Annotated in this window: 25 protein-coding genes; 15 read left to right on the top strand and 10 right to left on the bottom strand. The window is 65.6% G+C overall.

Going from position 1 to position 21,518, the window contains the following annotated elements; all coding sequences use genetic code 11:
* Nucleotides 1-16 precede the first annotated feature (16 nt).
* The gene (locus tag JF781_RS06495) at nucleotides 17-655 is read right to left on the bottom strand and encodes a TetR family transcriptional regulator (RefSeq protein ID WP_225327727.1); all 639 of its coding nucleotides are present in this window, start codon (nucleotides 653-655) and stop codon (nucleotides 17-19) included.
* A 108-nt stretch (nucleotides 656-763) separates the two neighbouring features.
* Between JF781_RS06495 and JF781_RS06490 the strand changes: the two genes are divergently transcribed.
* A complete protein-coding gene (locus JF781_RS06490) occupies nucleotides 764-2,506 on the top strand; it encodes a CocE/NonD family hydrolase (protein ID WP_225327728.1) in 1,743 nt (580 codons plus the stop codon).
* 217 nt (nucleotides 2,507-2,723) lie between these two features.
* On the opposite strand, the gene JF781_RS06485 is transcribed toward JF781_RS06490, so the two are convergent.
* The 6 genes from JF781_RS06485 to JF781_RS06460 all read right to left on the bottom strand — a co-directional run bounded on the left by JF781_RS06485 (nucleotide 2,724) and on the right by JF781_RS06460 (nucleotide 7,839).
* Complete coding sequence (locus JF781_RS06485; RefSeq protein WP_225341152.1) at nucleotides 2,724-3,773, bottom strand: amidohydrolase family protein; 1,050 nt, start codon at nucleotides 3,771-3,773, stop codon at nucleotides 2,724-2,726.
* 158 nt (nucleotides 3,774-3,931) lie between these two features.
* Nucleotides 3,932-4,345: an ester cyclase gene (locus JF781_RS06480; protein ID WP_225327730.1), complete on the bottom strand. Its 414-nt coding sequence runs from the start codon at nucleotides 4,343-4,345 to the stop codon at nucleotides 3,932-3,934.
* Between the two features lie 46 nt (nucleotides 4,346-4,391).
* Nucleotides 4,392-5,897, bottom strand: coding sequence for a carboxylesterase/lipase family protein (locus JF781_RS06475; protein ID WP_225327731.1), 1,506 nt, complete (start codon nucleotides 5,895-5,897; stop codon nucleotides 4,392-4,394).
* Between the two features lie 40 nt (nucleotides 5,898-5,937).
* On the bottom strand, nucleotides 5,938-6,483 hold the full coding sequence (locus JF781_RS06470) for a cupin domain-containing protein (protein ID WP_225327732.1): 546 nt from the start codon (nucleotides 6,481-6,483) through the stop codon (nucleotides 5,938-5,940).
* A gap of 35 nt (nucleotides 6,484-6,518) precedes the next feature.
* Entirely contained in the window at nucleotides 6,519-7,370 is an 852-nt protein-coding gene (locus JF781_RS06465) for an HpcH/HpaI aldolase/citrate lyase family protein (protein WP_225327733.1), read from the bottom strand.
* Between the two features lie 40 nt (nucleotides 7,371-7,410).
* Nucleotides 7,411-7,839 carry a heme-binding protein gene (locus tag JF781_RS06460; protein ID WP_225327734.1) on the bottom strand — a complete coding sequence of 143 codons (429 nt, stop codon included), beginning with the start codon at nucleotides 7,837-7,839 and terminating at the stop codon, nucleotides 7,411-7,413.
* A 167-nt stretch (nucleotides 7,840-8,006) separates the two neighbouring features.
* On the opposite strand from JF781_RS06460, the gene JF781_RS06455 reads away from it, so the two are divergent.
* The 4 genes from JF781_RS06455 (at nucleotide 8,007) to JF781_RS06440 (ending at nucleotide 10,520) form a co-directional block, all read left to right on the top strand.
* Nucleotides 8,007-8,651 carry a TetR/AcrR family transcriptional regulator gene (locus tag JF781_RS06455; RefSeq protein ID WP_225327735.1) on the top strand — a complete coding sequence of 215 codons (645 nt, stop codon included), beginning with the start codon at nucleotides 8,007-8,009 and terminating at the stop codon, nucleotides 8,649-8,651.
* Nucleotides 8,652-8,708: 57 nt separating this feature from the next.
* Nucleotides 8,709-9,062, top strand: a complete 354-nt coding sequence (locus JF781_RS06450; protein WP_225327736.1) for a DUF732 domain-containing protein — start codon at nucleotides 8,709-8,711, stop codon at nucleotides 9,060-9,062.
* A 291-nt stretch (nucleotides 9,063-9,353) separates the two neighbouring features.
* Entirely contained in the window at nucleotides 9,354-9,899 is a 546-nt protein-coding gene (locus tag JF781_RS06445; RefSeq protein ID WP_225327737.1) for a DUF488 family protein, read from the top strand.
* 63 nt (nucleotides 9,900-9,962) lie between these two features.
* On the top strand, nucleotides 9,963-10,520 hold the full coding sequence (locus JF781_RS06440) for a nuclear transport factor 2 family protein (protein ID WP_225327738.1): 558 nt from the start codon (nucleotides 9,963-9,965) through the stop codon (nucleotides 10,518-10,520).
* A gap of 89 nt (nucleotides 10,521-10,609) precedes the next feature.
* On the opposite strand, the gene JF781_RS06435 is transcribed toward JF781_RS06440, so the two are convergent.
* On the bottom strand, nucleotides 10,610-11,380 hold the full coding sequence (locus JF781_RS06435; RefSeq protein WP_225327739.1) for an SDR family NAD(P)-dependent oxidoreductase: 771 nt from the start codon (nucleotides 11,378-11,380) through the stop codon (nucleotides 10,610-10,612).
* Between the two features lie 145 nt (nucleotides 11,381-11,525).
* On the opposite strand from JF781_RS06435, the gene JF781_RS06430 reads away from it, so the two are divergent.
* Genes JF781_RS06430 through JF781_RS06420 form a run of 3 tightly spaced genes read left to right on the top strand, consistent with a single transcriptional unit; the run spans nucleotide 11,526 to nucleotide 14,394 of the window.
* The gene (locus tag JF781_RS06430) at nucleotides 11,526-12,269 is read left to right on the top strand and encodes an SDR family NAD(P)-dependent oxidoreductase (protein ID WP_225327740.1); all 744 of its coding nucleotides are present in this window, start codon (nucleotides 11,526-11,528) and stop codon (nucleotides 12,267-12,269) included.
* Between the two features lie 51 nt (nucleotides 12,270-12,320).
* A complete protein-coding gene (locus tag JF781_RS06425) occupies nucleotides 12,321-13,508 on the top strand; it encodes a cytochrome P450 (protein ID WP_225327741.1) in 1,188 nt (395 codons plus the stop codon).
* Between the two features lie 22 nt (nucleotides 13,509-13,530).
* Nucleotides 13,531-14,394, top strand: a complete 864-nt coding sequence (locus JF781_RS06420) for an SDR family NAD(P)-dependent oxidoreductase (protein ID WP_225327742.1) — start codon at nucleotides 13,531-13,533, stop codon at nucleotides 14,392-14,394.
* 79 nt (nucleotides 14,395-14,473) lie between these two features.
* Here JF781_RS06420 and JF781_RS06415 read toward each other — a convergent pair whose 3' ends face one another.
* Complete coding sequence (locus JF781_RS06415; RefSeq protein ID WP_225327743.1) at nucleotides 14,474-15,103, bottom strand: TetR/AcrR family transcriptional regulator; 630 nt, start codon at nucleotides 15,101-15,103, stop codon at nucleotides 14,474-14,476.
* 306 nt (nucleotides 15,104-15,409) lie between these two features.
* On the opposite strand from JF781_RS06415, the gene JF781_RS06410 reads away from it, so the two are divergent.
* From JF781_RS06410 to JF781_RS06380, 7 genes are all read left to right on the top strand, one after another.
* Nucleotides 15,410-15,832, top strand: coding sequence for an Hsp20/alpha crystallin family protein (locus JF781_RS06410; RefSeq protein WP_225327744.1), 423 nt, complete (start codon nucleotides 15,410-15,412; stop codon nucleotides 15,830-15,832).
* A gap of 573 nt (nucleotides 15,833-16,405) precedes the next feature.
* Nucleotides 16,406-16,603 carry a hypothetical protein gene (locus tag JF781_RS06405; RefSeq protein WP_225327745.1) on the top strand — a complete coding sequence of 66 codons (198 nt, stop codon included), beginning with the start codon at nucleotides 16,406-16,408 and terminating at the stop codon, nucleotides 16,601-16,603.
* Nucleotides 16,604-16,734: 131 nt separating this feature from the next.
* On the top strand, nucleotides 16,735-17,010 hold the full coding sequence (locus tag JF781_RS06400) for a hypothetical protein (protein WP_225327746.1): 276 nt from the start codon (nucleotides 16,735-16,737) through the stop codon (nucleotides 17,008-17,010).
* A 55-nt stretch (nucleotides 17,011-17,065) separates the two neighbouring features.
* Nucleotides 17,066-17,806, top strand: a complete 741-nt coding sequence (locus tag JF781_RS06395; protein WP_225327747.1) for an SDR family NAD(P)-dependent oxidoreductase — start codon at nucleotides 17,066-17,068, stop codon at nucleotides 17,804-17,806.
* A 99-nt stretch (nucleotides 17,807-17,905) separates the two neighbouring features.
* Entirely contained in the window at nucleotides 17,906-19,339 is a 1,434-nt protein-coding gene (locus tag JF781_RS06390; RefSeq protein ID WP_225327748.1) for an FAD-binding oxidoreductase, read from the top strand.
* A gap of 86 nt (nucleotides 19,340-19,425) precedes the next feature.
* Nucleotides 19,426-19,593: a hypothetical protein gene (locus JF781_RS06385; RefSeq protein ID WP_225327817.1), complete on the top strand. Its 168-nt coding sequence runs from the start codon at nucleotides 19,426-19,428 to the stop codon at nucleotides 19,591-19,593.
* A gap of 135 nt (nucleotides 19,594-19,728) precedes the next feature.
* Entirely contained in the window at nucleotides 19,729-20,406 is a 678-nt protein-coding gene (locus tag JF781_RS06380) for a Crp/Fnr family transcriptional regulator (protein ID WP_225327749.1), read from the top strand.
* On the opposite strand, the gene JF781_RS06375 is transcribed toward JF781_RS06380, so the two are convergent.
* Complete coding sequence (locus JF781_RS06375) at nucleotides 20,403-21,158, bottom strand: alpha/beta fold hydrolase (protein ID WP_225327814.1); 756 nt, start codon at nucleotides 21,156-21,158, stop codon at nucleotides 20,403-20,405. The two genes, JF781_RS06380 and JF781_RS06375, sit on opposite strands and share 4 nt — an antisense overlap.
* Nucleotides 21,159-21,518 lie beyond the last annotated feature (360 nt).

The raw sequence follows: 21,518 nt of genomic DNA, 5'->3' as shown, positions 1-21,518 counted from the left end.
ATATCGGGCGAACACCTCACCCGGCGTGATCGGTTATCGGCAACCCCGATGTCAGCACGCTTTGGATCGCCGGCGCAGCGAGCGCGACCAGTGCCTCAGTGTCCGCACTGGCGAGCACGGGAACTCCGACGATTCGTCTTCCGACGACGATGCCGACCAGCATCGAGGACGCCAATCCGGCGCGGAACGCCGCGTCGTGGTGCTGAACGGGACGTGAGCTGACGCCTTCCAGCAGCCGGGCTTGAAGGAACTCGCGCAATTGCGCGGCCGCCTGTTCGTTGACGATGGCCCCTCGAAGCATCGCCATGAGCGGCTCCGAATCTTGCGGCGCCCCTTCCCACACGCTGAGGAATGCGCGGACCACCCGTTCGCCGAGGTGTTCGTCTGGTCCGTCGAACGCGGTGCTCAAGTGTGCCAAGGCTTCCGGCGAAATCGACATGACGGCGGCGAACAACTCGTTCTTCGATCGGAAGAACTGCATGACCAACGAGGCGTCGACGCCCGCATCGGTCGCGACCCCCCGGATGGTCGTCGCGGCGAAACCGTCGCTCGCGAACCGGGCGCGCGCCGCCTCCAGGATGGCTTGGCGGGTAGTGCTCCTGCCCGGCCGACGCCCGCGGCGCATCGCGGACGCTGGCGTGCTGTTGGGGGCCATGCCGTCAAGGTACTGGTTCCGGCGCCTTATCTCAACGCATGTTGATTTTTGGGCGGATCGGTCTTATGGTCGAGAAGGTTGGATGACGCGGATTGCGAAAGGATCCATATGGCTGAGGTGGAGAAAGTGTTCATGCCGTCTCAGCCTTTGGAACCGGGCGAGAGGTTCGGGGTGTTGAGCGGGTTCGATCCGGGCACGCGCACCCTGCCGGCGGGGTTTCAGCTGGCGCCGGCGTTTCGGACCTTGCCGGTCGACATCGTGTTGGAGAAGGATGTCGCGGTCACCTTGCGTGACGGCGTGACGATCTATGTCGATGTCCTGCGGCCGGTGGGCGCGGAGAAGGTGCCGGTGATCGTGGCATGGAGCCCGTATGGCAAGGGCGAGGGCAGCGCGCCGGCCGCCATGGGGGTTTTCAGTTTGGTCGGTCTGGACAACGCGATTGTGTCGGGTCTGCACAAGTTCGAGGGGCCCGACCCGGCGTATTGGTGCGCCCACGGTTATGCGATCTGCAATCCGGATCCTCGAGGGGTCACCGATTCCGAGGGCGACAGCGTCTTGTGGGACCGCCAAGAGGGCCAGGACTGCCACGATCTGATCGAGTGGCTGGCGGCCCAGGAATGGTGCACCGGCAAGGTCGCGATGAGCGGGACCTCCTATCTGGCGGTCTCGCAGTGGTTCGCCGCGGCCGAACAGCCACCTCACCTCACGGCGATCAATCCGTGGGAAGGCATCAGCGACGTCTACCGCGATCTGGTGATGCGCGGCGGCATGCCCGACACCGGGTTTGCCCGGCAACTGCAGGACAACAGCTACTGGGGCAAAAGCCGCAAGGAGGACGTCCTCAGCGAGGCTGATCGGTATCCGCTCGTGAACGAGTTGTGGGAGAACAAAATTCCGCAGTTTGACCGGATTGCGGTACCGGCTTACGTGGTGGCCAGCTATTCCAACACCCTGCACACCGCGGGGACGTTTCGGGCCTGGCGGCGGATGGGGTCGAAGGAGAAGTGGCTGCGCATCCACAACAGTCAGGAGTGGCCCGATTACTACGACGAGGCCAACCGGGAGGATCTGCGCCGGTTCTTCGATCACTTCCTCAAGGGCGTGGACAACGGCTGGGAGCAGACCCCGCGTGTCCGATACGCCCTGCTCGATCTCGAAGGCGGCGACCAAGTCAATATCGCCGCGGATCAGTTTCCGCCGCAAGGCGTTACCTACACGAAGTACTACCTCGACGGCGCGTCGCGCACGCTGCACACGCAGGCACCCGCTGACGAGTCGGCGGCGATGTATGACGTGGAAATCAACCCGGGCCTAGTCTCTTTCATCGTTCGCTTCGACGAGCAGACCACGATGGTCGGCTACCCGAAAGCGCGGCTGTGGGTCGAGGCGGACGGCGCCGACGACATGGACCTGTTCGTCTTCATTCAGAAGCTGAACGCACAGGGGGCTCCTCTGCAGGAGTTCACCGTGCCCAACCATGGCGCGAGGGTCCACGACGTCACCGAGCGGGGCGCCTCGATCCTGCGGTACAAGGGCTCCAGTGGCCGGCTACGGGTGTCGATGCGGCATCTGGACGAGATGCTGTCGACCGACGAAGTCCCGGCCCACAGCTTCGATCGGGTCGAGAAGCTCAGCCCCGGTGAAATAGTCGACGTTGAGATCGACCTGCTGCCGATCGGTCTGGTGTATCACCCCGGCGAGCAGCTCCGGCTAATCATCAGTGCGCAGAACCTATTTGGCACATGGATGCCCGCACTCCGTGAATACATCCCGCAAAACAGCGGGCAACACATTGTCCACACCGGAGGATTCCGCGCCTCGTACTTGCAACTGCCCGTCAAAACGGTTTGATGACCGGTCTGGTGTAGGCAGGAATGGAGCCGCTGCAGGAACGATGTTGATCTGCAGACGAATTGGGGACGCTGGGACCATGGCGACGAAGCGGGTTGTGGAATTACGTCCGGCAGATGTCGCGCCGCTTTGCCGTGCAGTGCCTGCGAACACTCAGCTGCTTGGCAGTCACATTGGATCCGCTACTTGATCACCAGCAAGAGCGCACAATTTGCTGTCAGATACGCAACAGCGCCTCGACGTTACCGTGTGCGATGGCGTGCATTTGCTGATTGGAAAGCCCTGAGTCGGTGAGGAATTCGGTGACATTGTCACGCTTAACGTAAGGGAAGTCCTCGGAGTAGATGATCCGCTCGGCGCCCAGTTCGGCGACGACGTGGTCGAGCTGATGCTGGTTGAACATTCCCGAGGGAGTCACCCAGATTTGTTGCCGGTAGTAGTCGCTGACGTCGCGGTCGCGGCCCTTGCGTACCAGCGCGAAGGTTTCGTCGAGTCGTTCGAGCCAAAATGCCATCACTTCTCCCCAGTGCCCGCTGAGCAGTTTCAGCCCCGGGTGGCGGTCTAGCGCCCCGGACAAGATCAGCCGGATCATGTGGATACCGGCCTCGGCGTGCCAGCCGAATGCGGGTCCGGAGAACATCAGCCCGACGGCGGCGGACCAGTCGCCGAAGTAGTAAGGCCCAGAGACCTTTGGGTGGGGCAGCCCGGGATGAACGTAGATCGGCAAGCCCACTGCCTCAGCCGCTGCAAGTATCGGATCGAAACGGGAGTCGTCGAGGAAGAGTCCGTCGAATGTGCCCGCGATCAACGCACCCACGAAGCCGAGGTCGCCGACACAGCGCCGGAACTCCTCGGCTGCTTCGACGGGATCATAAAGCGGGAGCGTGGCGAATCCCCGGAATCGGTCGGGGCGTTCGGAAATCTGTTGTGCCAGTTCGTTATTTACTTGGCGGCACAGCACTATCGACTCTGGGGCGGGCAATGAGCTCGGGCTGCCGTTGCCGTGGGAGACGACTTGGACATCGACACCGACGGCGTCCATATGCGCCAGCCGATGCCCACCAAGCCGGGCCGCGGCGTCGGGGTCGTCGTTGAAGACCGAACCGAATTCAGCGAGCTCGTCAAGCGGCAAGCCGCTGGGTGGCCCACCCAGCTGCAGAACGCGCTGACTTACCTCGGGGTGCTCAAAGTGTTCCTCAACGGTGATAATGCGCATTCGGTCGGCTCCTTCGACTTTCGTAACCCGTTCAGGTGTGGGCGCGGTCATTGCGGCCGATGGTTCTCGGCCTTGCTGATCCACCATCGGTCTATCGACGCAATTGCGTTGTCCACGACCATGCCACGATCGCGGCTTCGAGGCCGGACATCACGACAGACCGTCATCAGCGAACTCCAATACCGGGCACTACACCTCGACGATCCAACTCAGGCCGTGATCTGCTGGTAGAGGCCGAACATATCCGGGCTGGCCCAGTGCTCGACGTACTTCCCGTCGACGATCCGGATGATGTCGATGACGCCGAATGACACTCGTCGTCCGGTTGCGGGAACGCCAAGGAACTCCGCCATATGTGTCGCCACATACGATTTGCGCGTGACGGTCTTGTCGCCTTCAGCGATCTGGTCGTGGATCGTGACGGCCAGGTCGGGGAACGCCACTTTCAGGACTCGGGTGAACCAATGAAACGCGCCGTCGGGCCCGTCCTGTCCCGGCGCGGCTGAACGGTTGATGAAGTCCGGGGATACCGTCTCCCAGAAGAGTGCCTCGTTTCCCCCTTCGATGAATTCCTTGTTGAACCGGGCAATGATTTCTTTGTTCTGCTCTGGCGTGGTGGACATATTTTCTTTCTTTCGCGTTGCCGGACATTGCTTTCCGAGCGGTGTCTCACCGGTTGGCGGGCACGGTGCGCAGGGTGTGGATCATGTCGGTGACGGGGTTGGCGTCCAGCGGGCGGAGGTCGGTGGCATCGTCGATGACCGCGACCTGCCTTTTTGTGAGGTCGTAGCGGGGGAATTCGGTGCCGTCGAGGGTGCGGGGCACGCCGGTGCGGGCGAATTCCACCCAGGCGTGTTGGACGGCGTCGGACACTGCGGCGTCGATCTCGTCGTAGCTGGCGGGCGGTTCGAGCCCGCCGAACAGGTAGGGAATCTCGGCGCTGTGTTTGGCGAGCAGTCCCGATTTGCGGGCGCCCGGGGAGACCCGCGCGAAGCGGTAATGGTACGCCCGTCGTCCCAGCGCGGCGAAGCGTTCGGCGCTGGCCAGGGCCGGCTCGTGCCACACTGCGACGGTGATCAGATCGGCCAGCGCCTCATAGGGGCTGAGCCGGGAGGCGGCGTAGTGGGCGAGGATGTCCTCGGCGCGCTCGCCGCCCAGCGCGCGGGCCATGTGCGCGAGGGTGTCCTGAGTGTACACGTGGGCGGGGTCCAGCTCGGGATGGGCATACAGCAGGGTGGGCTGGACGAAAAAGCGGCCCTCGTGTTCGGTGCAGCCGATCATGACCGGCACGTCGGCGGGCCAGCCGGCGAAGTCCTCGGCCATCACCACTCCGTCGGCGGTCGGGTACCAGACGAGGTTGGCCGGGGTGTGCACCTGACCGGGTGGCGGGTTGATGCCGCACTGGTCGAACGAGGCCTGGCGCACCTGTTCGGCCGGCACCCGGCGTAGCTCAGCGATGTCGGTGCTGCCCAGCTGGTCGAACAGTCGCTGGCTGGCCGTGGTGACGCGCTGATACGACCGGGACCCGACGACTGCGTAATCCTCATAGCCGGCGCTTTGCACGACGGCCCGCTGGAACAGGCCGCGCTCGGAGGGGGTGTGCAGCAACGCGCGCGCGGCGGCGCCGCCGGCGGACTGCCCGAAGACCGTCACGTTGTTCGGGTCACCGCCGAATGCGGCGATATTCTCGGCCACCCAGGTCAGCGCGGCCACCCAGTCCAACAGCCCGAAGTTGGTGCCGGCCTGCGGGTGAGCCAGAAACCCGAACGCTCCCAGCCGGTAGTTCAGCGAGACCACCGTGACACCGCGCCGGGCCAGATTCTCGCCGGACCACAGCCTCATTGAGGAGGCGCCGTTGAGGAATCCGCCGCCGTGGATCCACACCATGACCGGTTGGCGCGCAACGGAATCGAGGGTCGAGGTCCACACATTCAGATATAGGCAGTCCTCGCTTTGCGGCGCGCCGGGATCGAAGCCGGTATCCACGGTCTGTATCGCGGCGTTGCCGAATCTCGTGGCATCGCGAACCCCGTCCCACGGGGCGGGCGGGGCCGGGGGCGCCCAGCGCAGGGCTCCGACCGGCGGGGCGGCGTACGGAATGCCGAGGAATCGGTGGATGCCGCCTTCTTCGGCGCCCGACACCAGTCCTTGCGCAGTACGCACGTTGCGGGTCATCGTGGATCCTGTTTCTCGAGGTATGTTACGGCGCTTGCGTTCACGGCTGTCGTTTGTCGGGCGGGGTGGCGTCGATCATCGAGCCGACGAGCAGGCATGGTTGGTTGGTCCGGTTGCTCCAGCCGTGGTTGACGCCGCGGATGATCACCGTGTCACCCGGGGTCATCAGGACCTCGTCGACGTCGGTGACCAAGTAGATTTCGCCTCGCACGCAGGTGATCGCATCGAGGGTGTCGGTGCGGTGCATGGTGGGGTGCCGCTGCGCGTCGGTGTCGCTGGGCTGGTGCTTTTGCCCGACCTGCTCGTTGAGCTCGGCGAACTCCTCGCGCAGCTCCTGGGGATCCTTGTCGGGCCAGATCTCCAGGGCCCGGACCAACATGCCGTTCGGGAACGGTTCACGACTGGCCCCCGGGTCGAGGGACCGGTCCCCGTCAATGCTGTTGTCGACCGGGGTTTCTCGTGTCGCCCACAGGGTGGCGCGCCAGAAGAAGCCCTCCTTGGACTGGGTGTTGGTGGGTTCGGTTTCCAGGATCGCCGAGCGGCCCTCGACGTCGGGTCCGACGACGTAGCGGTGCAGTGCGGCCATGGTTATGCCCTTTCGTTGACGAGGCGGGTCGTTGATCAAAACTGGGCGGGAAAACCGCTCTCGGGTGCGGCGGACCGGGTGAAGGAGGGGTGGGCGGCGACCGACGCGTTCGCCGCCGCGATGGTGTCTTCGCAGACCCGGCGAAAGGCCATCACGTCGATGCCGAGGCAGAACACGGCGATGCCGTCCCTGAGTGCCTTGGTGCAGCTTTGCGCGCTGGGGTCCAGGATCGGCCCGCCCATCAGCACCACACCGTGGCGGGCCGCGGCGTACTTGACCTTCTGGTAGGCGTCTTGCACCTTGGTGCTGCTGTGCATCCGGCTTCCCTCGCCGAGAGCGAAAGCGAGCTCGCCGGAAGCGAATCCGAGGATCCGGACCTGCTCGATCGCGCAGATCTCCTCGATGTTGTCCAGCGCATCCAGGGTTTCGATCAGCGGGACGACGAGCACGTTGGCGTCATTCCAGGCCGCGTACTCGCCGAACATGCGGATCGAATACCCTGCCGCCCGGTAGGCCGGGCAGATACCGCGCTTGCCCGCCGGCGGATAGGTCACCGCGTCGAGCACACCGCGGATGTCGGCCGCGCACCGCACCATCGGCACCACCACCCCGGCGGCGCCGGCCTCCAGCGCGCGCCGCGCGGCGGTACCGTCGCCGGGTTCGGGGATCCGCACCAACGTAGTGAGGCCGACCCCGTCGGCGGTGCGGATGGTGTCCTCCAGCGCGCGGGGGTTGATGTCGCAGTGTTCGCTGTCGAGCCAGACGAAATCAAAACCGGTGCGCCCCATCACCTCGATCAGGGTGTGGTTGCCGGTGAAGCACTGCATGCCCACCGGCAGCTGCCGGTTGTCGATCATGGCCAGCAGGCGATTCGGTGTGTCGAACATCGGCTGGGGGTTCCTTTCGCGGACAGGGACGGCTGTTGGGTCAGCTACCGGGATCGGCGCGCAGACCCCCGGCGGCGATGCCCGCGATCGCGCACGCTTCGTCGTTGTCGGGGTCGTGGCCGCTGACCCCGACGGCACCGATGACGTCGTCGTTGGCGTCGCGGATCAACACGCCGCCGGCGACGGGCACCAGGTCGCCGCCGGCCAGCGACACCAGCGAGTTGACGAACTCCGGATGAGAAACCGCCCGCGCGGCCAGGCTTCGGCTGCCCACACCCATATTCAGCGCCCCGCGGGCCTTGGCCTGGGCGATGCGTCCGCGCAGCAAACTCGAACCGTCTTCTGAGGCGAAGGCCACCAGCCGGCCCGCGGCATCAAGCACCGCGACCGTCATCGGGGGGAACTCGGCGCGCCGCGCATGGTCCAGCGCGGCGTCCACGATCATGCGCGCTCGGGCAAGGTCGATCACGACAGCTCGCCGTAGCGACCGACACCGCAATCGTTGGCGTCATGAGCAGAGGCATGGCAGAGCAGCATCCTGGCCCCCAAACGAGAGTGATCGTTTCTTCTTGAGCCTGACAGTACGCCGGGACTGCCCGATAGCGCAACCGATCGTTTTCGTTTAGCCTGTGTTTTGTGCCCCGCCTCAGCGAGCAGACCCGTGCGCAACGCCGCCAGCACATTCTCACCAGTGCGTGGACGTGCTTTTCGCGCGGCGGCTTCCACGCCACCTCGATGGACGATGTGATCGCCGCGACCGGAATGTCCTCGAGCGCGGTCTACCGGTACTTCCGCAGCAAAGATGAGCTCATCACGGCCACCGTCGACGAAGGACTGGCAAAGGTGCGCGGCATCTTCGTGGCAGTGCTGGGTCGCGACCCCTGTCCCACGCCGGCCGAAACCCTGTCCCTGTTGGTGGCCGAACTGGACAGCAGGACAAGCAATCCCGACTACGACATGACCCGGATCGCGCTGCAAACCTGGGCCGAAGCCCTGCGCGATCCGTTCCTCCAAAAACGTGCCCGCTCGCTCTATCGGGAAACTCTCGACCACATCACCGAACTGGCCGAACGCTGGCGCGAGGGCGGGCACCTCCCGCCGGACGCCGACACCCGCGCCACCGCCGCCACCGTGCTTTCCCTCATGCACGGCCTGATCGTCATGCACCACCTCGTCGACGACGTCCCCGCCGACGCGCTCCAACACGGCCTCGCCCTGCTTGGCGCCGCTGTGGTCCCAAAAGCGGTGACCACCACCCCGCTGCCGGAGGCCCGCCAATGACGCCCGACATCGACCTGACCGAGCTGGCCGCCAACGATTGAACAAGGAGAGGCATCCATGGCGGACACAAGACGAGACATCGGCCGGACGTGCATGGCGCTCGCGGTTGGGGCGTTGCTAGGCGCCGGAGCCGCGGGGGCCACCCCGGCCCACGCGCAAGGAGCCGATGATTTCCTCACCGACATCAACAGCATCGGCATCGGCAGCCGCGACGACCCCCATAACTTCGACCTGGTGGGGTTTGGCAACGCCATCTGCTGGCGGCTCTACAGTGGCGAGGCGCCCGGCCGCATCGCCGATGAGTTGGTCACCGGATCGCGTTCCAACGGCAGCTCGGCGCTTAGCCACGACCAGGCCACTGCCGCAGTGCGCTTTGCCGCGGCCGACCTATGCCCGGACGCCGCGCCGTAGTAAAAGCCGGACTGGTTTTGCGGCTGGCCAGGGACCGCGCTCGTGTCATACAGATCCGACGTAGCGAACCGGTTTGGTGTCAGCCAAATCGTCAAACCTCCGGACGCGGATACGTCCGCCATATTGTTTGGAACCTGAAGGCATTTCGCGTCGGGCAATCACATGACGAACGGATAACTTTGGCAGCTGAAGCGGCGCATCTAAGGCGCCGTAACCGCGCACCGGTCCCGGACAATAAAAAGTGGGCTCCCCCGATCGAGGAGTTCGACGGCTGGCGACGAGGGGGGCTCGGTGAGCACCGACCAGGTTTTTACGATCGGCCATTCGACACGCGAGTTCGACGAACTCTTGACGATGTTGCGCACCAACGCGATCACCTACCTCGCCGATGTGCGTTCGTTCCCGGCGTCCCGAAAGTATCCGCAGTGGAACAAGGACGCAATCGCCGAAGCGCTGCCGTCCGACATCGGCTACCGATGGATGCCGAAGCTGGGCGGCAGACGCCACACACCCGCGGGCGTGTCGAGCCGTAACGGCGCGTGGCGCGTCAAGGCGTTTCGCGACTACGCCGACTACATGCACACGCCCGACTTCAAAGAAGGCCTCGACGAGTTGATCGAACTAGCGACCGGACAACGGCCGGCAATCATGTGCAGCGAGGCGGTCCCGTGGCGCTGCCACCGCAGGTTGATCACGGATGCATTGCTGGTCGCCGGGATTGAGGTCATGCACATCATGTCCAACACCTCGACGAGGCCAGCCGTCCTAAACGAACACGCTCGCCTTGATGACGACGGGAACCTGTTCTACCCACCATCGCCCGAAGACCGCGTATGAGGTCGACCTCACCGTGTGCTATACAGGTGTACAGCGCAATCCGATCTCAGCGGAAGGACCGCCATGACCAACGGCGACGAGCTCGAGCAACTGCGGCAGCGGGTGCAATACCTGGAGGATCGCACCGCCATCCTCGACTGCGTGATGAACCAGTCCCGTGGGCATGACCGCCACGACGCGGAACTGATGGGCAGCGTTTATTTCGAGGACGGCGTCGACGAACACGGTCCGACCGTGAAACTCGGCCCCGAGTACGGGGATTGGGCCAACAACGCGCACAGCATGGTCTTCGAGGACCACCTGCACAACATCACCACCCACACCTGCGAGATCAACGGCGACGAAGCCCATGCGGAGAGCTATGTCATCGGGGTGATGCGGGCCAAGGGCGGCAAGATCGTGTCATTGATGGGCGGGCGCTACCTCGATCGCCTGGAGCGTCGCGACGGGGTATGGAAGATCGCGCTGCGCCGCTGCACCTTGGAATGGATGATGAGCGGCGATTCCTCGGTGCTGGCTTCCGGCGCCGTCAAGGGCTTCATCAAGGGCAAGTGGGACCGGACCGACCCCTCCTACGCACGTCCGCTGACGATCGAAGACGTCCCCGTCGAACGGTGGTGAACATCCGTGACAAGCGACGAGGTAGATCGCCTCGGTTGGTATCCGGTCGGCGGTTCTAACCCCAGCAGACGTCGCATCTCCCGTGTGTCTCAGACGCCGGCGGGGCCGGGCCCGCCGTGCATGTACAGCGTCTGGCCCGAGCAGTAGCTGGAGGCATCGGAGGCGAAAAACAGTACCCCGTAACCAATCTCATCCGGATCGGCGATGCGGCCTGACGCGTTGGTCTGTCCGATCATGTTGACGTCAAAGCCCTGACGGTCGGCGTCGGCTTCCAAGCCGGGCGTGCGGATGGCGCCGCAGGCGATGCAGTTGACCCGCACCCCCTTGCGGGTCCAGGCCGCGGCCATCGAGCCGGTGAGATTGTTCAGCCCGGCCTTCGCGGCGGCATACACCGGCGCCTGCGGCATGGCCAACAGGCTGGCGCCGGAAGAGATGTTGACGATGGCACCCTTGCCCGCGGCGATCATCGGTTCGGCGGCCGCGCGCGACAGATACCACGCACTGGAAAGATTCAGGTCCAGCACCTGATGCCACTCGTCGTCGGTCCACTTCATCAGAGATTTGGTCTGACCACCGCCGGCATTGTTCAAAAGCACATCCAGGCGCCCGAATTCGGCCAACGTGGTATCGACGAGGGACCGGCACTCCGCGGCATCGGTCACGTCGGTCGGCACGGCCAGTGCCCGCCGTCCCAGCGCCTCGATCTGGGCGGCCGTCGCCTTCAGCGGTTCCTCCCGGCGGCCGGCGAGCACGACGTCGGCGCCGTATTCGGCGAGGACCAGCGCCGAAGCCCGGCCGATCCCCGTGCCGCCGCCGGTGATGACGGCAACCCGCCCCTGCATCGAGAACCTGTCGTCCACAACACCACTTCCCATCGTCGCGACGCGAAACAGACGCAATACAACTGTACAGCATCAACGAAGGGCGGCCGCCTTGCCTACGGCGCTAGTTTCACTATACAGTCGTATAGCACCGGGTGTCGGTGCGGCAAGGAGCGTGTCTGACATGAACCGCGTGGCGGTGGTGACCGGTGGCGGATCGGGCCTGGGTCAGTCGATCTGCACGACGCTCGCCGCCGGCGGGCACCGGGTGGCGGTCCTCGACCTGAACGAGGAGGCGGCGACCAAGGTCGTCGCCGAGGTCCACGCGGCGGGAGGCAAGGCCGTCGCGGTCGGTGTCGACGTATCGGAGGAAGCGTCGGTTCACGCCGCGTTCGACACGGTGCGGGCACAGTTCGGCCCCGTCGAGATCTTGGTGACCAGCGCGGCCATCGGCGGCTTCACGCGGTTCGACCAGATCACCCTGGCGGAGTGGAATCGGTTTCTGGCGGTGAACCTGACTGGCACCTTCCTGAGCCTGCAGGCCGGCCTCGCGGACATGGTGCCCGGCGGCTGGGGGCGGATCGTCACCATCTCCTCGGCGGCCGGGCAACAGGGCGCGCCACGTCAGGGTCATTACTCGGCTACCAAGGGCGGGGTGATCGCGTTGACGAAGACCGTCGCGCGGGACTATGCCGGAAAAGGCATCACCGCCAACACGATTCCGCCGTTCGCGATCGACACCCCGATGCTGCGCGAACAACAGCGGCTGGAAAAGCTGCCGCCGACCGAGTACCTCACGCGGGCGATTCCCGCCGGCCACCTTGGCTCGCCCGAGGACGTCGCCGGGCTGTGCTCCTACCTGTGCACCGACGGCGCGGGCTACATCACCGGCCAGGTGATCGGGGTCAACGGCGGCGCCGTCATCTAGGCGGATCCTCGGACGAATCATGCTGCCCGGCAGCAACTTTGGAGGCAACAGATGAGCGACCTGTACTACGACCCTTGGGATGTCGAGATCGACCTCGACCCCTATCCGACGTATCGCCGGCTTCGCGACGAATCCCCGGTCTATTACAACGAGCGGCACAACTTCTGGGGCATCAGCCGCTACGCCGACGTCGACGCGGCACTCAAGGACACCACTCGCCTGAGCTCGGCCAAGGGCGACATCCTCGAAGTCGTGCTCACCGATCCGGTGATCCCGGCAGGCGTCTTCATCAATGAAGATCCCCCGGTGCACACCATCCACCGCGCCATCGTGTCGCGCGCATTCACACCGAAGAAGATGCGCGCCATCGAGGACAAGGTGCGCGCGTTCTGCACCGCCTGTCTCGACCCGCTGGTTGGCGGTGAACGCTTCGACTTCGTCGAGGACCTCGGGGCCGAACTCCCGATGAAAACGATCGGGATGCTCGCCGGCATCCCGGATTCCGAGCAGCCCGCGGTGCGCGCCCACGCCAACGCGGTACTGCGCAACGAAGCCGGCAAGCCCATGCACATCGACAAGGAGCACTACTTCACCGGCGAGATGTTCGGCGAATACGTCGAGTGGCGCGAGAAGCACCCGTCCGACGACCTGATCACCGAGCTGCTGAACGTCGAATTCGACGACGAAACCGGCACCACGCGCAAGCTGACCAAGCAAGAGCTGGTCATCTTCCTCGCCGTAGTCGCCGGCGCCGGCGTCGAGACCACCGGTCGGCTGTTCGGGTGGATGGGCAAGGTCCTGGCCGAACACCCCGACCAACGCAAGGAACTCGCCGAAGACCACTCGCTGATCCCAACGGCGATCGAGGAACTGCTGCGCTTCGAGCCGCCCGGGCCGCACGTCGCGCGCTACGTCGCAGCCGAGGACGTCGCGTTCCAGGAGCAGATCGTGCCGGCCGGTAGCGCGATACTGCTGATGCTCGCCTCGGCCAATCGCGACGAACGGCACTTCGAGGACCCCAGCCGGTTCGACATCCGCCGCAAGCCGGGCGGTCACCTCACTTTCGGCCGCGGCGCCCACTTCTGCGTCGGCTCGCCACTGGCCCGCCTCGAGGGCCGCGTCGCGCTCGAAGAGGTGCTCAAGCGATTCCCGGAGTGGACCATCGACATGGACAACGCGCGCCGTTCGCGCACATCGACCGTCCGGGGCTGGGACTCCATGCCCGCGATCGTCGGCTGATCCGACAGGCAGGAGAACTCCCATGTCGTCCGCACCGTGCGTGGCCGTCGTGACCGGAGCCAGCCGCGGCGCCGGAGCCGGCATCGCCCACGCCCTCGGACAGCACGGCGCCACCGTGTACGTCACCGGCCGCAGCGAGAACGCCCGCGACGCCGCCCTGCCCGGCACGATCCACCAGACGGCCGAAATGGTCAGCGCCGCAGGGGGACAGGGCATCGCCGTGCGTGTCGATCACGGCGATGACGATCAGGTCAAGGCCCTGTTCGCCCGGATCGAGCAGGAACAGGGCCACATCGACATCCTGGTGAACAACGCCGCCATCATCCGCGACGAAATGATGGGGCGCACCAAGTTCTGGAAAGAGCCGCTCAACGTCATCGACACCCTGGACGTCGGCGTGCGCAGCAGCTACGTCGCCACCGTCTATGCCGCACCCCTGATGCTCCCGCAGCGACGCGGCCTGGTGGCCTTCACCTCCTCGTCGGGGTCGGTGCACTACGCCTTCGGACCCGCCTACGGAGTGCCGAAGGCCGCGGTCGACAAGATGGCCGCCGACATGGCCTTCGACTTCAAAGACACTGGGATCACGGCGGTATCGATCTGGATGGGATCACTGCTCACCGACCGCGTCCGCGCCATCATCGCCAACAACCCCGAGAAGTTCGGGCACATCCTTGACAGCGCCGAAACGCCCGAACTCACCGGGCATGTGATCTGGGCGCTTTACAACGACCCCCAATGCCTCGAACTCAGCGGCCAGACCCTCATCGGCGCGGAACTGGCCGTCAAATACGGCATCCACGACGAAGACGGCCGGCAACCACCCTCCTACCGCGACCTGTTCGACGTCCATCCGCACACCCGGTGTGCGCACGTGATGCGCTAGCCGAAGCGGCACCGCGGAGTGCTACACAGTTCCGCAGGGCCTGAGCGATCCGGCTTCCGTGGAAAGCCCGCCTTTAGCGCTACCGTGAACGCCGTTGGGCGGTCTTACGTTTCGGAGCCGGGGCCGGCTCGATCGAGTCCAGGTACTTCTCGAAGGCGTTGGTGACTTCCTTGTGGGCGGTCTTGACCCCGATGCCCTCTTCGAGGTTGAGGAACTTGGGCAGCCCGGAGATCAGCAGTTGCAGGGCGGGCAGCGAGAAGTGTCCACCCGGGCGTGCGCTCTTGCCGAATTTGGCGACCAGCGCATCGACCTGACGTTTGCGGGTGGCTTGGGTCACCGCGGCGATCTCGGCCTGGATGGACTTGCGGTGATTGCCCAGGGCCATGAACTCCGTCATCAATGCGCCCGACGCCTCGGTCCGGCTGAACTCCCACAAGGCGCGGAGTGGATCATCGGGGCGCGACTCGAGCACCTTGTCGAGCAGTCGACGGCTGCGTTCGGAATAGCGGCGGATCGCCGAGAGGAAAATGTCGTCGAGCGTCGGGAAGTAGTACTGCACCAGGCTGGGCGTGACCCCGGCGGCCGAGGCCAGGGCGCGGTAGGTCACGCTCGCATAGCCCTCGTCGAGCATCATCTTCTCGACATGGTCGAGCAGGGTGTCCCGGGTCTTGGACGTCTCGGCGCCCACACGCCGCGCAGATGCTGCCATGCTCTCCTCGCTCAGCCGATTCGTTGTATTGTGACACCGGTAGCGCGCTGTACAGGCGTACAGTACCGGCGACTCCGCGATCGCGCAGTACCAGTCCAGCGCCGAAGAGGCCGCCGCGGGCCCGGACGTGTCGACCCGATCTCCGGCTGCATGCGGTGGCCGGCAACATCTCTCGGCAACTGTGAACCGGAAATTCTTCACGGGCCCTTGCCAAGATCGCCGAGTCGAGATATATAAAAACTATGCCGTAAGGCATAGATAACCGATGCGAACAGATACTGGATGGGAGTGTTGGAGGTGACGACCATGTTGGTTCGTAGCGATCCGTTTCGTGACCTCGACCGCTTCACTCAGCAGGTATCCGGCACCGCGGCGCGCCCGGCCGCGATGCCGATGGATGCCTGGCGCGACGGCGAGCAGTTCGTGGTCGAATTCGATCTGCCGGGAATCGATGTGCAGTCGCTGGACCTCGACATCGAGCGCAATGTGGTGACGGTGCGCGCCGAGCGCCCCGATGTCGATCCAAGCCGGGAGATGCTGGCAACCGAACGGGCGCGTGGGGTGTTCAGTCGGCAACTGGTGCTCGGCGACAATCTCGACACCGAGCATATCGATGCGCGTTACGACGCCGGGGTCCTGCGTTTGCGTATCCCGGTGGCCGAGAAGGCCAAGCCGCGCAAGATCGCGGTCAACCGCGGGGATAGGCAGCAGACCGCAATCAGCGCGTGATGGGCCGGTGCGATGCTGACAGAACGTGGGTTGGTGATGACGCACCGCGGCACCGGGACAGCAGCGCCCGGCACGGTCATCGAGGCAGCACCAAGCCAGCAGACAGGGCTCTTGCCGGCCGATGATGCCGAGGTGTCGGTGCTGATGGCCGAGGTCGACGCCATCTTGTGCGCGGCGTCAGTCACCCTGCTCCGTCGGCCACCGGCGCCACCAGTGGCCGGGTGCGCCCTGCTCGGGCCCCGGTCACCTGGTCGGTCCTGGGAGGTATGCGCACCGCCGTGGCGTGCACCCGCACCCAATGTGCGCGCCGTGCAGCGCAGCCCTCCGAGGCGGCCATCGGCCAAACCCGATGACACCACGATGGAGAAAGGCAGGTGATGACATCACAACGAGGATGAATGGGCCAGTCCGCCGACCCGGGCAATTCCGTGGGCACTACCTCGGTCCCGCACGGATGAGGTTCGGCCACTGCCATAGCCAGGCGACTCGTCCGGGGGCGGGCGGCCCACCCTCGCAGGACTCAAACGTGTTGACAGTCGGGGTTATTCATCAGTCGCGAAGGAAGGGGTAGCCGTGATCGAACAAGCCATGCTCAACAGCCGTGCGCGCAAATACTCCGGGGCGCTGGACGACGTTCTGCCGGTGGAGGCCGACCCCGCCGACTGGGCAGAACAGCAACTCTCAGTCGCCCTGCCCGACGACGAATATCCCCATGTCGGTGGTGACCGCCGCGTCCTGATCATGGCGTCGGGCGGCCTCGATATCGACTGAAACGCATTGCGTTGAGGCCCAGCTTGTTTGAATCGGCAGGTGCTATGCCAATCCGCCGCGCCTGAGACTTGTTGGCCGGAGTGTGGCCGGCGTGTGACCTTCCCGCGACCGTGACGAAGGACGCTCATCACGTGACGGTAATCGCGGCAATCTGCGCGCTCACGACAGCGACGTGCATCGGCTACTACTTCGGCCGTCGTGCGGGCTCCACGCGGCCAAGCTGGAGGAAGCGCACCAGCCGGATCGCGCTGGGCAAGCTGGCGATCAACCTGGTCGCGATGATCACGGCACGCCGGCTCGAGCAGAGCCTGCAGCTCGAGAGGATGTTCACCGGTAGGCGAAGATCCAGACCGGTTGCCCCACTTGAGCTTCTGCGGGGTAGCGTCGTGCGGATGCGGTCCTACTAGGCTGCCCGGAGCATCGGGCCGCATCGAACCGCCGCGACGAGGGAAGAGAGCTGGCATGGCCGCGCTGCAGGACAAGGTGGCATTGGTGACGGGGGCGTCGTCGGGCCTGGGCGCGGAAACGGCCAAGCTGTTCTCGCGGCAGGGCGCAACGGTTTTCGGCATCGGCCGCGATGCCGGACGCCTGGCCGACGTGTTCGCCGACGTGGAACGCGGCGGATACGCGTCGGTGGACATCGCTTCGGCGCCGGCCTGCAGGGACGCGGTCGAGCGGTGCGTCCGCGACTTCGGCGGTTTGGACGTTCTCGTCAACGTCGCCGGGAAGCATCAGATGCGCCGCACGGAGTCGATGACCGACGACGATTGGGAGCAGGACGTCGCGGTCAACCTGAGCGGTCCTTTCTTTCTCTGCCGGGCCGCGCTGCCCCACCTGCTGGAGCGAGGCGGAAACATCGTCAACGTCAGCTCGATCGCCGGTGTTGAGGGCCAGGCGTATTCGGCGGGATACTGCGCCGCCAAGCACGGGCTGATCGGACTCACCCGCGCGCTGGCCGTGGAGTACACGGCGGATCGCCTTCGCGTCAACGCGGTGTGCCCCGGCGGCATGCTCACACCGCAAATCGAACAGTTCAGTGCGCCCGAAAATCCGAACTACGACCTGATCATGCGCACGGCCTCACCACGGGGCATGATGCAGCCCCTCGACGTCGCCAATGTGATCGCCTTCCTCGCCAGCGACGCCGCGGCGGCTATCCACGGCGCCGTCTATCGCGTCGACAACGGCAAGGGCGCCGGATAACGGTTGGGGCACGTTTCGGTCAACCGTCGACATGTCATGCGCCGCCGCGGTTCTCGTGGTCGACAATTCGGGGCATGAGGCAGTCGCGGGAGCCCGGCGTTGGCGCGTGAAATCTCACGGCAGACGTTTCTGCGGGGCGCCGTCGGGGCGTTAGCCGCCGGAGCGGTGCTCGGCGCACCCCGGGCTGTCGCCGATCCCCGGCCGTCGGGGTGGGAAGGACTCTCCACCGCGCTCGGCGGCAAGGTGTTGCTTCCGGACAACCCCCAATTCGCCAGCGCCAAACAGGTTTTCAACACCAACTACAACGGGCCCACGCCGGCGGCGGTCGTCACCCCGACGTCGGCGGCCGACGTGCAAAAGGCGATGGCGTTCGCCGCCGCCCACAACCTCAAGGTCGCTCCGCGCAGTGGCGGGCACTCCTACATCGGAGCGTCGACCGCGAACGGGACCATGGTGCTCGATCTGCGCCAGCTGCCCGGGGATGCCAACTACGACGCCGCCACGGGGCAGGTCACCGTGACGCCGGCCACCAGCCTGTACACGATGCACCGGACGCTTGCCGCGGCCGGCCGGGGCGTCCCGACCGGGACCTGCCCGTCGGTCGGCGCCGCCGGGCACGCGCTGGGCGGCGGCCTGGGCGCCCAATCCCGGCATGCGGGCCTGCTCTGTGACCAGCTGACGTCGGCTTCGGTGGTGCTGCCGAACGGCCAGGCGGTCACCGCCTCCGCCGCCAGCAACCCCGACCTGTTCTGGGCGCTGCGCGGCGGCGGTGGCGGCAACTTCGGTGTGACGACCTCCCTGACCTTCGCCACGTTCCCCACCAAGGACGTCGACGTCGTCAACCTCAACTTCCCGCCGGAGTCGTTCGCGCAGGTCCTCGTCGGATGGCAGAACTGGCTGCGCACCGCCGACCGAAACAGCTGGGCGCTGGCCGACGCCACCGTCGACGCGACGGGCATGCATTGCCGGATCATGGCCACCTCCCCGGCCGGATCGGGCAATAGCACTGCCGCAGCCATCACCCAAGCGGTCGGAATGCAGCCCTCCGGCACCGAAAACCACACCTTCAACTACATGGACCTGGTGAACTACCTGGCCGTCGGGAACCTCAACCCTTCGCCGCTCGGCTATGTCGGCGGATCGGACGTCTTTTCCACCGTCAACGCGGGCGTGGCACAGGGGATCGCCGCGGCGGTCAACGCCTTTCCCCGCGGGGCCGGGCGCATGTTGGCGATCATGCACGCGCTCGACGGCGCCCTCGCCACGGTGGCGCCGGGAGCGACGGCCTTTCCCTGGCGCCGGCAGTCGGCGCTGGTGCAGTGGTACGTCGAAACCGGCGATCCTTCGGCGGCGACGAACTGGCTCGGCACGGCACACCAAGCGGTGCAACAGTATTCGGTCGGTGGCTACGTGAACTACATCGAGGCCAACCAGTCGCCGGCGCGCTATTTCGGCCCGAACCTGTCCCGGCTGAGCGCGGTGCGACAGAAATATGACCCCGGCCGGGTGATGTTCTCCGGGCTGAATTACTAGGCGGCGGGCGGGGTCCGCAAGTCGGTGATTAGACCAGCTTTGCACGGGGTACTTCCAGTGCATCTGTGCGAGTTAGGGGTTGGTGAATGGCAGTGGAACACGGTCGCGCACGGTGCCCGCGATGCATGGCGTGGGCGCAGTACAGCTTCCTCGAGCGCGACGACAAGCTCGAGTATCAGGTCCATTGCGATGCGTGCGGCAACTTCTACTCCGAAGTCACAGCCGCATCGGCCACCACGACGCCCGCCGCCTAGCCGCCGGCCCCCGGACCTGCTGCGTTACGGAATTTAACCCTGGTGTAAAGTCGAGGTCGCGAGCCAAGACGCCCCCAACCTGGAGCAGCGCCTAGTGCGCGCAAACGCCGTGCGGAACGCGTTGAAAGGGGCGGCGTGGACGACATTTTGGCGCGAGCCGGCATCTTCCAGGGAATTGCACCCGATGCGGTCGCCGCGTTGGCTCGCCATCTGCAGCACGTCTCCTTCCCTCGCAGGCGCACCGTCTTCGTCGAAGGCGAGGCGGGCGACGACCTCTTTGTGATCCTGGCGGGCTCGGTGAAGATCCGCCACCAGACGGCAGACGGCCGTGAAACCGTGTTCGCGGTGCTGGGCCCCGGTGACGTGTTCGGTGAGCTCGCGCTCTTCGATCCGGGCCCGCGCACCTCGACGGTGATCACGCTGACCGAGGTGGAAACCGTCAGGATGGACCGCCAGGCCCTGCGAACATGGATGGCCGAACGACCCGAAATCGCGGAGCAGCTGCTACGGGTGCTGGCGCGCCGACTCCGGCACACCAACAACACCCTGTGCGACTTGATCTTCACCGACGTGCCCGCCCGGGTGGCCAAGCAAATCCTCGATCTGGCAATGCGATTCGGCACCGACAATGGGGGACCGGTGCGCGTCGAGCATCACCTCACCCAGAAGGAGCTCGCTCAACTCGTCGGTTCCTCACGCGAAACGGTCAACAAGGCGCTCTCGGACTTCACCCAGCGCGGCTGGATCCGGCAGCAGGGTAGGGCCCTGATCATCGACCAGCCCGCGAAGCTGGCCCGCCGCGCACGGGCTTAGGTGATCGACCAGAATTCCAGGAGCGTGCGCAGCGTCGCGACCAGTGGAAGCGGTTGGTCGAGCATCGGATGATGACCGGCTTCGGCCAACTCGACAAAGGGGCCCCTCAGCTGCAGGAGAGAGCGGATCCGTTCGGCCATCGCGGGCGGAACCAATCCGGCCTCGCAACGCAAATAGCCTACGCGGCAACGCATTGCGGCGAGCATGCTCTCCAACGATTCCTCGTCGGCGGGCGTCGGCTCGAGATACTCACCGCCGTAAATCGCCGGATCGAACTTCCACACCCAGCCCGCGTTGGTCTTGCGCACCGACTCGGCCGCGATGTGCTGACGGACGTAGGGGAGGATCAACTCCTGCGACGGCACCGCCGTAAAACGGGCCAGGATCTCGTCTCTGGTCCGGTATTCGGTGTGTTTGTGCCGTCGTAGCCGCCCTTCCTCCGGCGCACGCTCCCACAACGGCGAGTCGATCACCAGCATGCTGTTGATCTGCCGGCTGTAGTGCATTGCCGCCGTGGACGCTACCCAACCGCCCATGCTGTGGCCGACGATGGTCGGCCGCCCGGCGGGGCCGGCGGAGGATGCGGCCGCCATCACCTCGCTTGCCCAGATCCGCAGGTCATAGCCGGCTCGTGACCCGCTGTCGCCATGCCCGGACAGATCCAGCGCGATCACCCGGTGGGTACGGGAAATGAACGGCGCGATGTGATCCCACCAACCGGAGTGCGCACCGCCGCCGTGGATCAGCACCACCGGAGGTTGGTCCGCGGCACCCCAAAGACGTAGGTGGATGCGGCAGCCGTCGACCTCCACCTCGCCCTGCTCGGGCCGTTGATCGAGTGCGGCAGTGAACCACGCCGGCGTGACGGGTATCTGGCGCGAACGGGAAAACAGTTTGACCCTCCCTATTCGCGATGCAGGTCAGCCACGCCGACGCCCCACTTTAACTGCAGCGGAACAATTCCGGAAGGATGCGCTATCGACCTCCGCGGCCCCTTGGGCGGCGTCGCGTCACCGAGATGGCCGCCGCCAATGCCCGCCGCGACCCAAATCCTCTGCATAGATCCAACTTCCACCGAGTTGAGGAGCTCGCCGCTGCCCCCGACGGGGCTC

The sequence above is a fragment of the Mycobacterium sp. WUMAC-067 genome (assembly GCF_020217485.1).
In the GTDB taxonomy this organism is placed as follows: Bacteria; Actinomycetota; Actinomycetes; order Mycobacteriales; family Mycobacteriaceae; genus Mycobacterium.
This window is presented reverse-complemented; position numbering and strand designations above follow the sequence as displayed.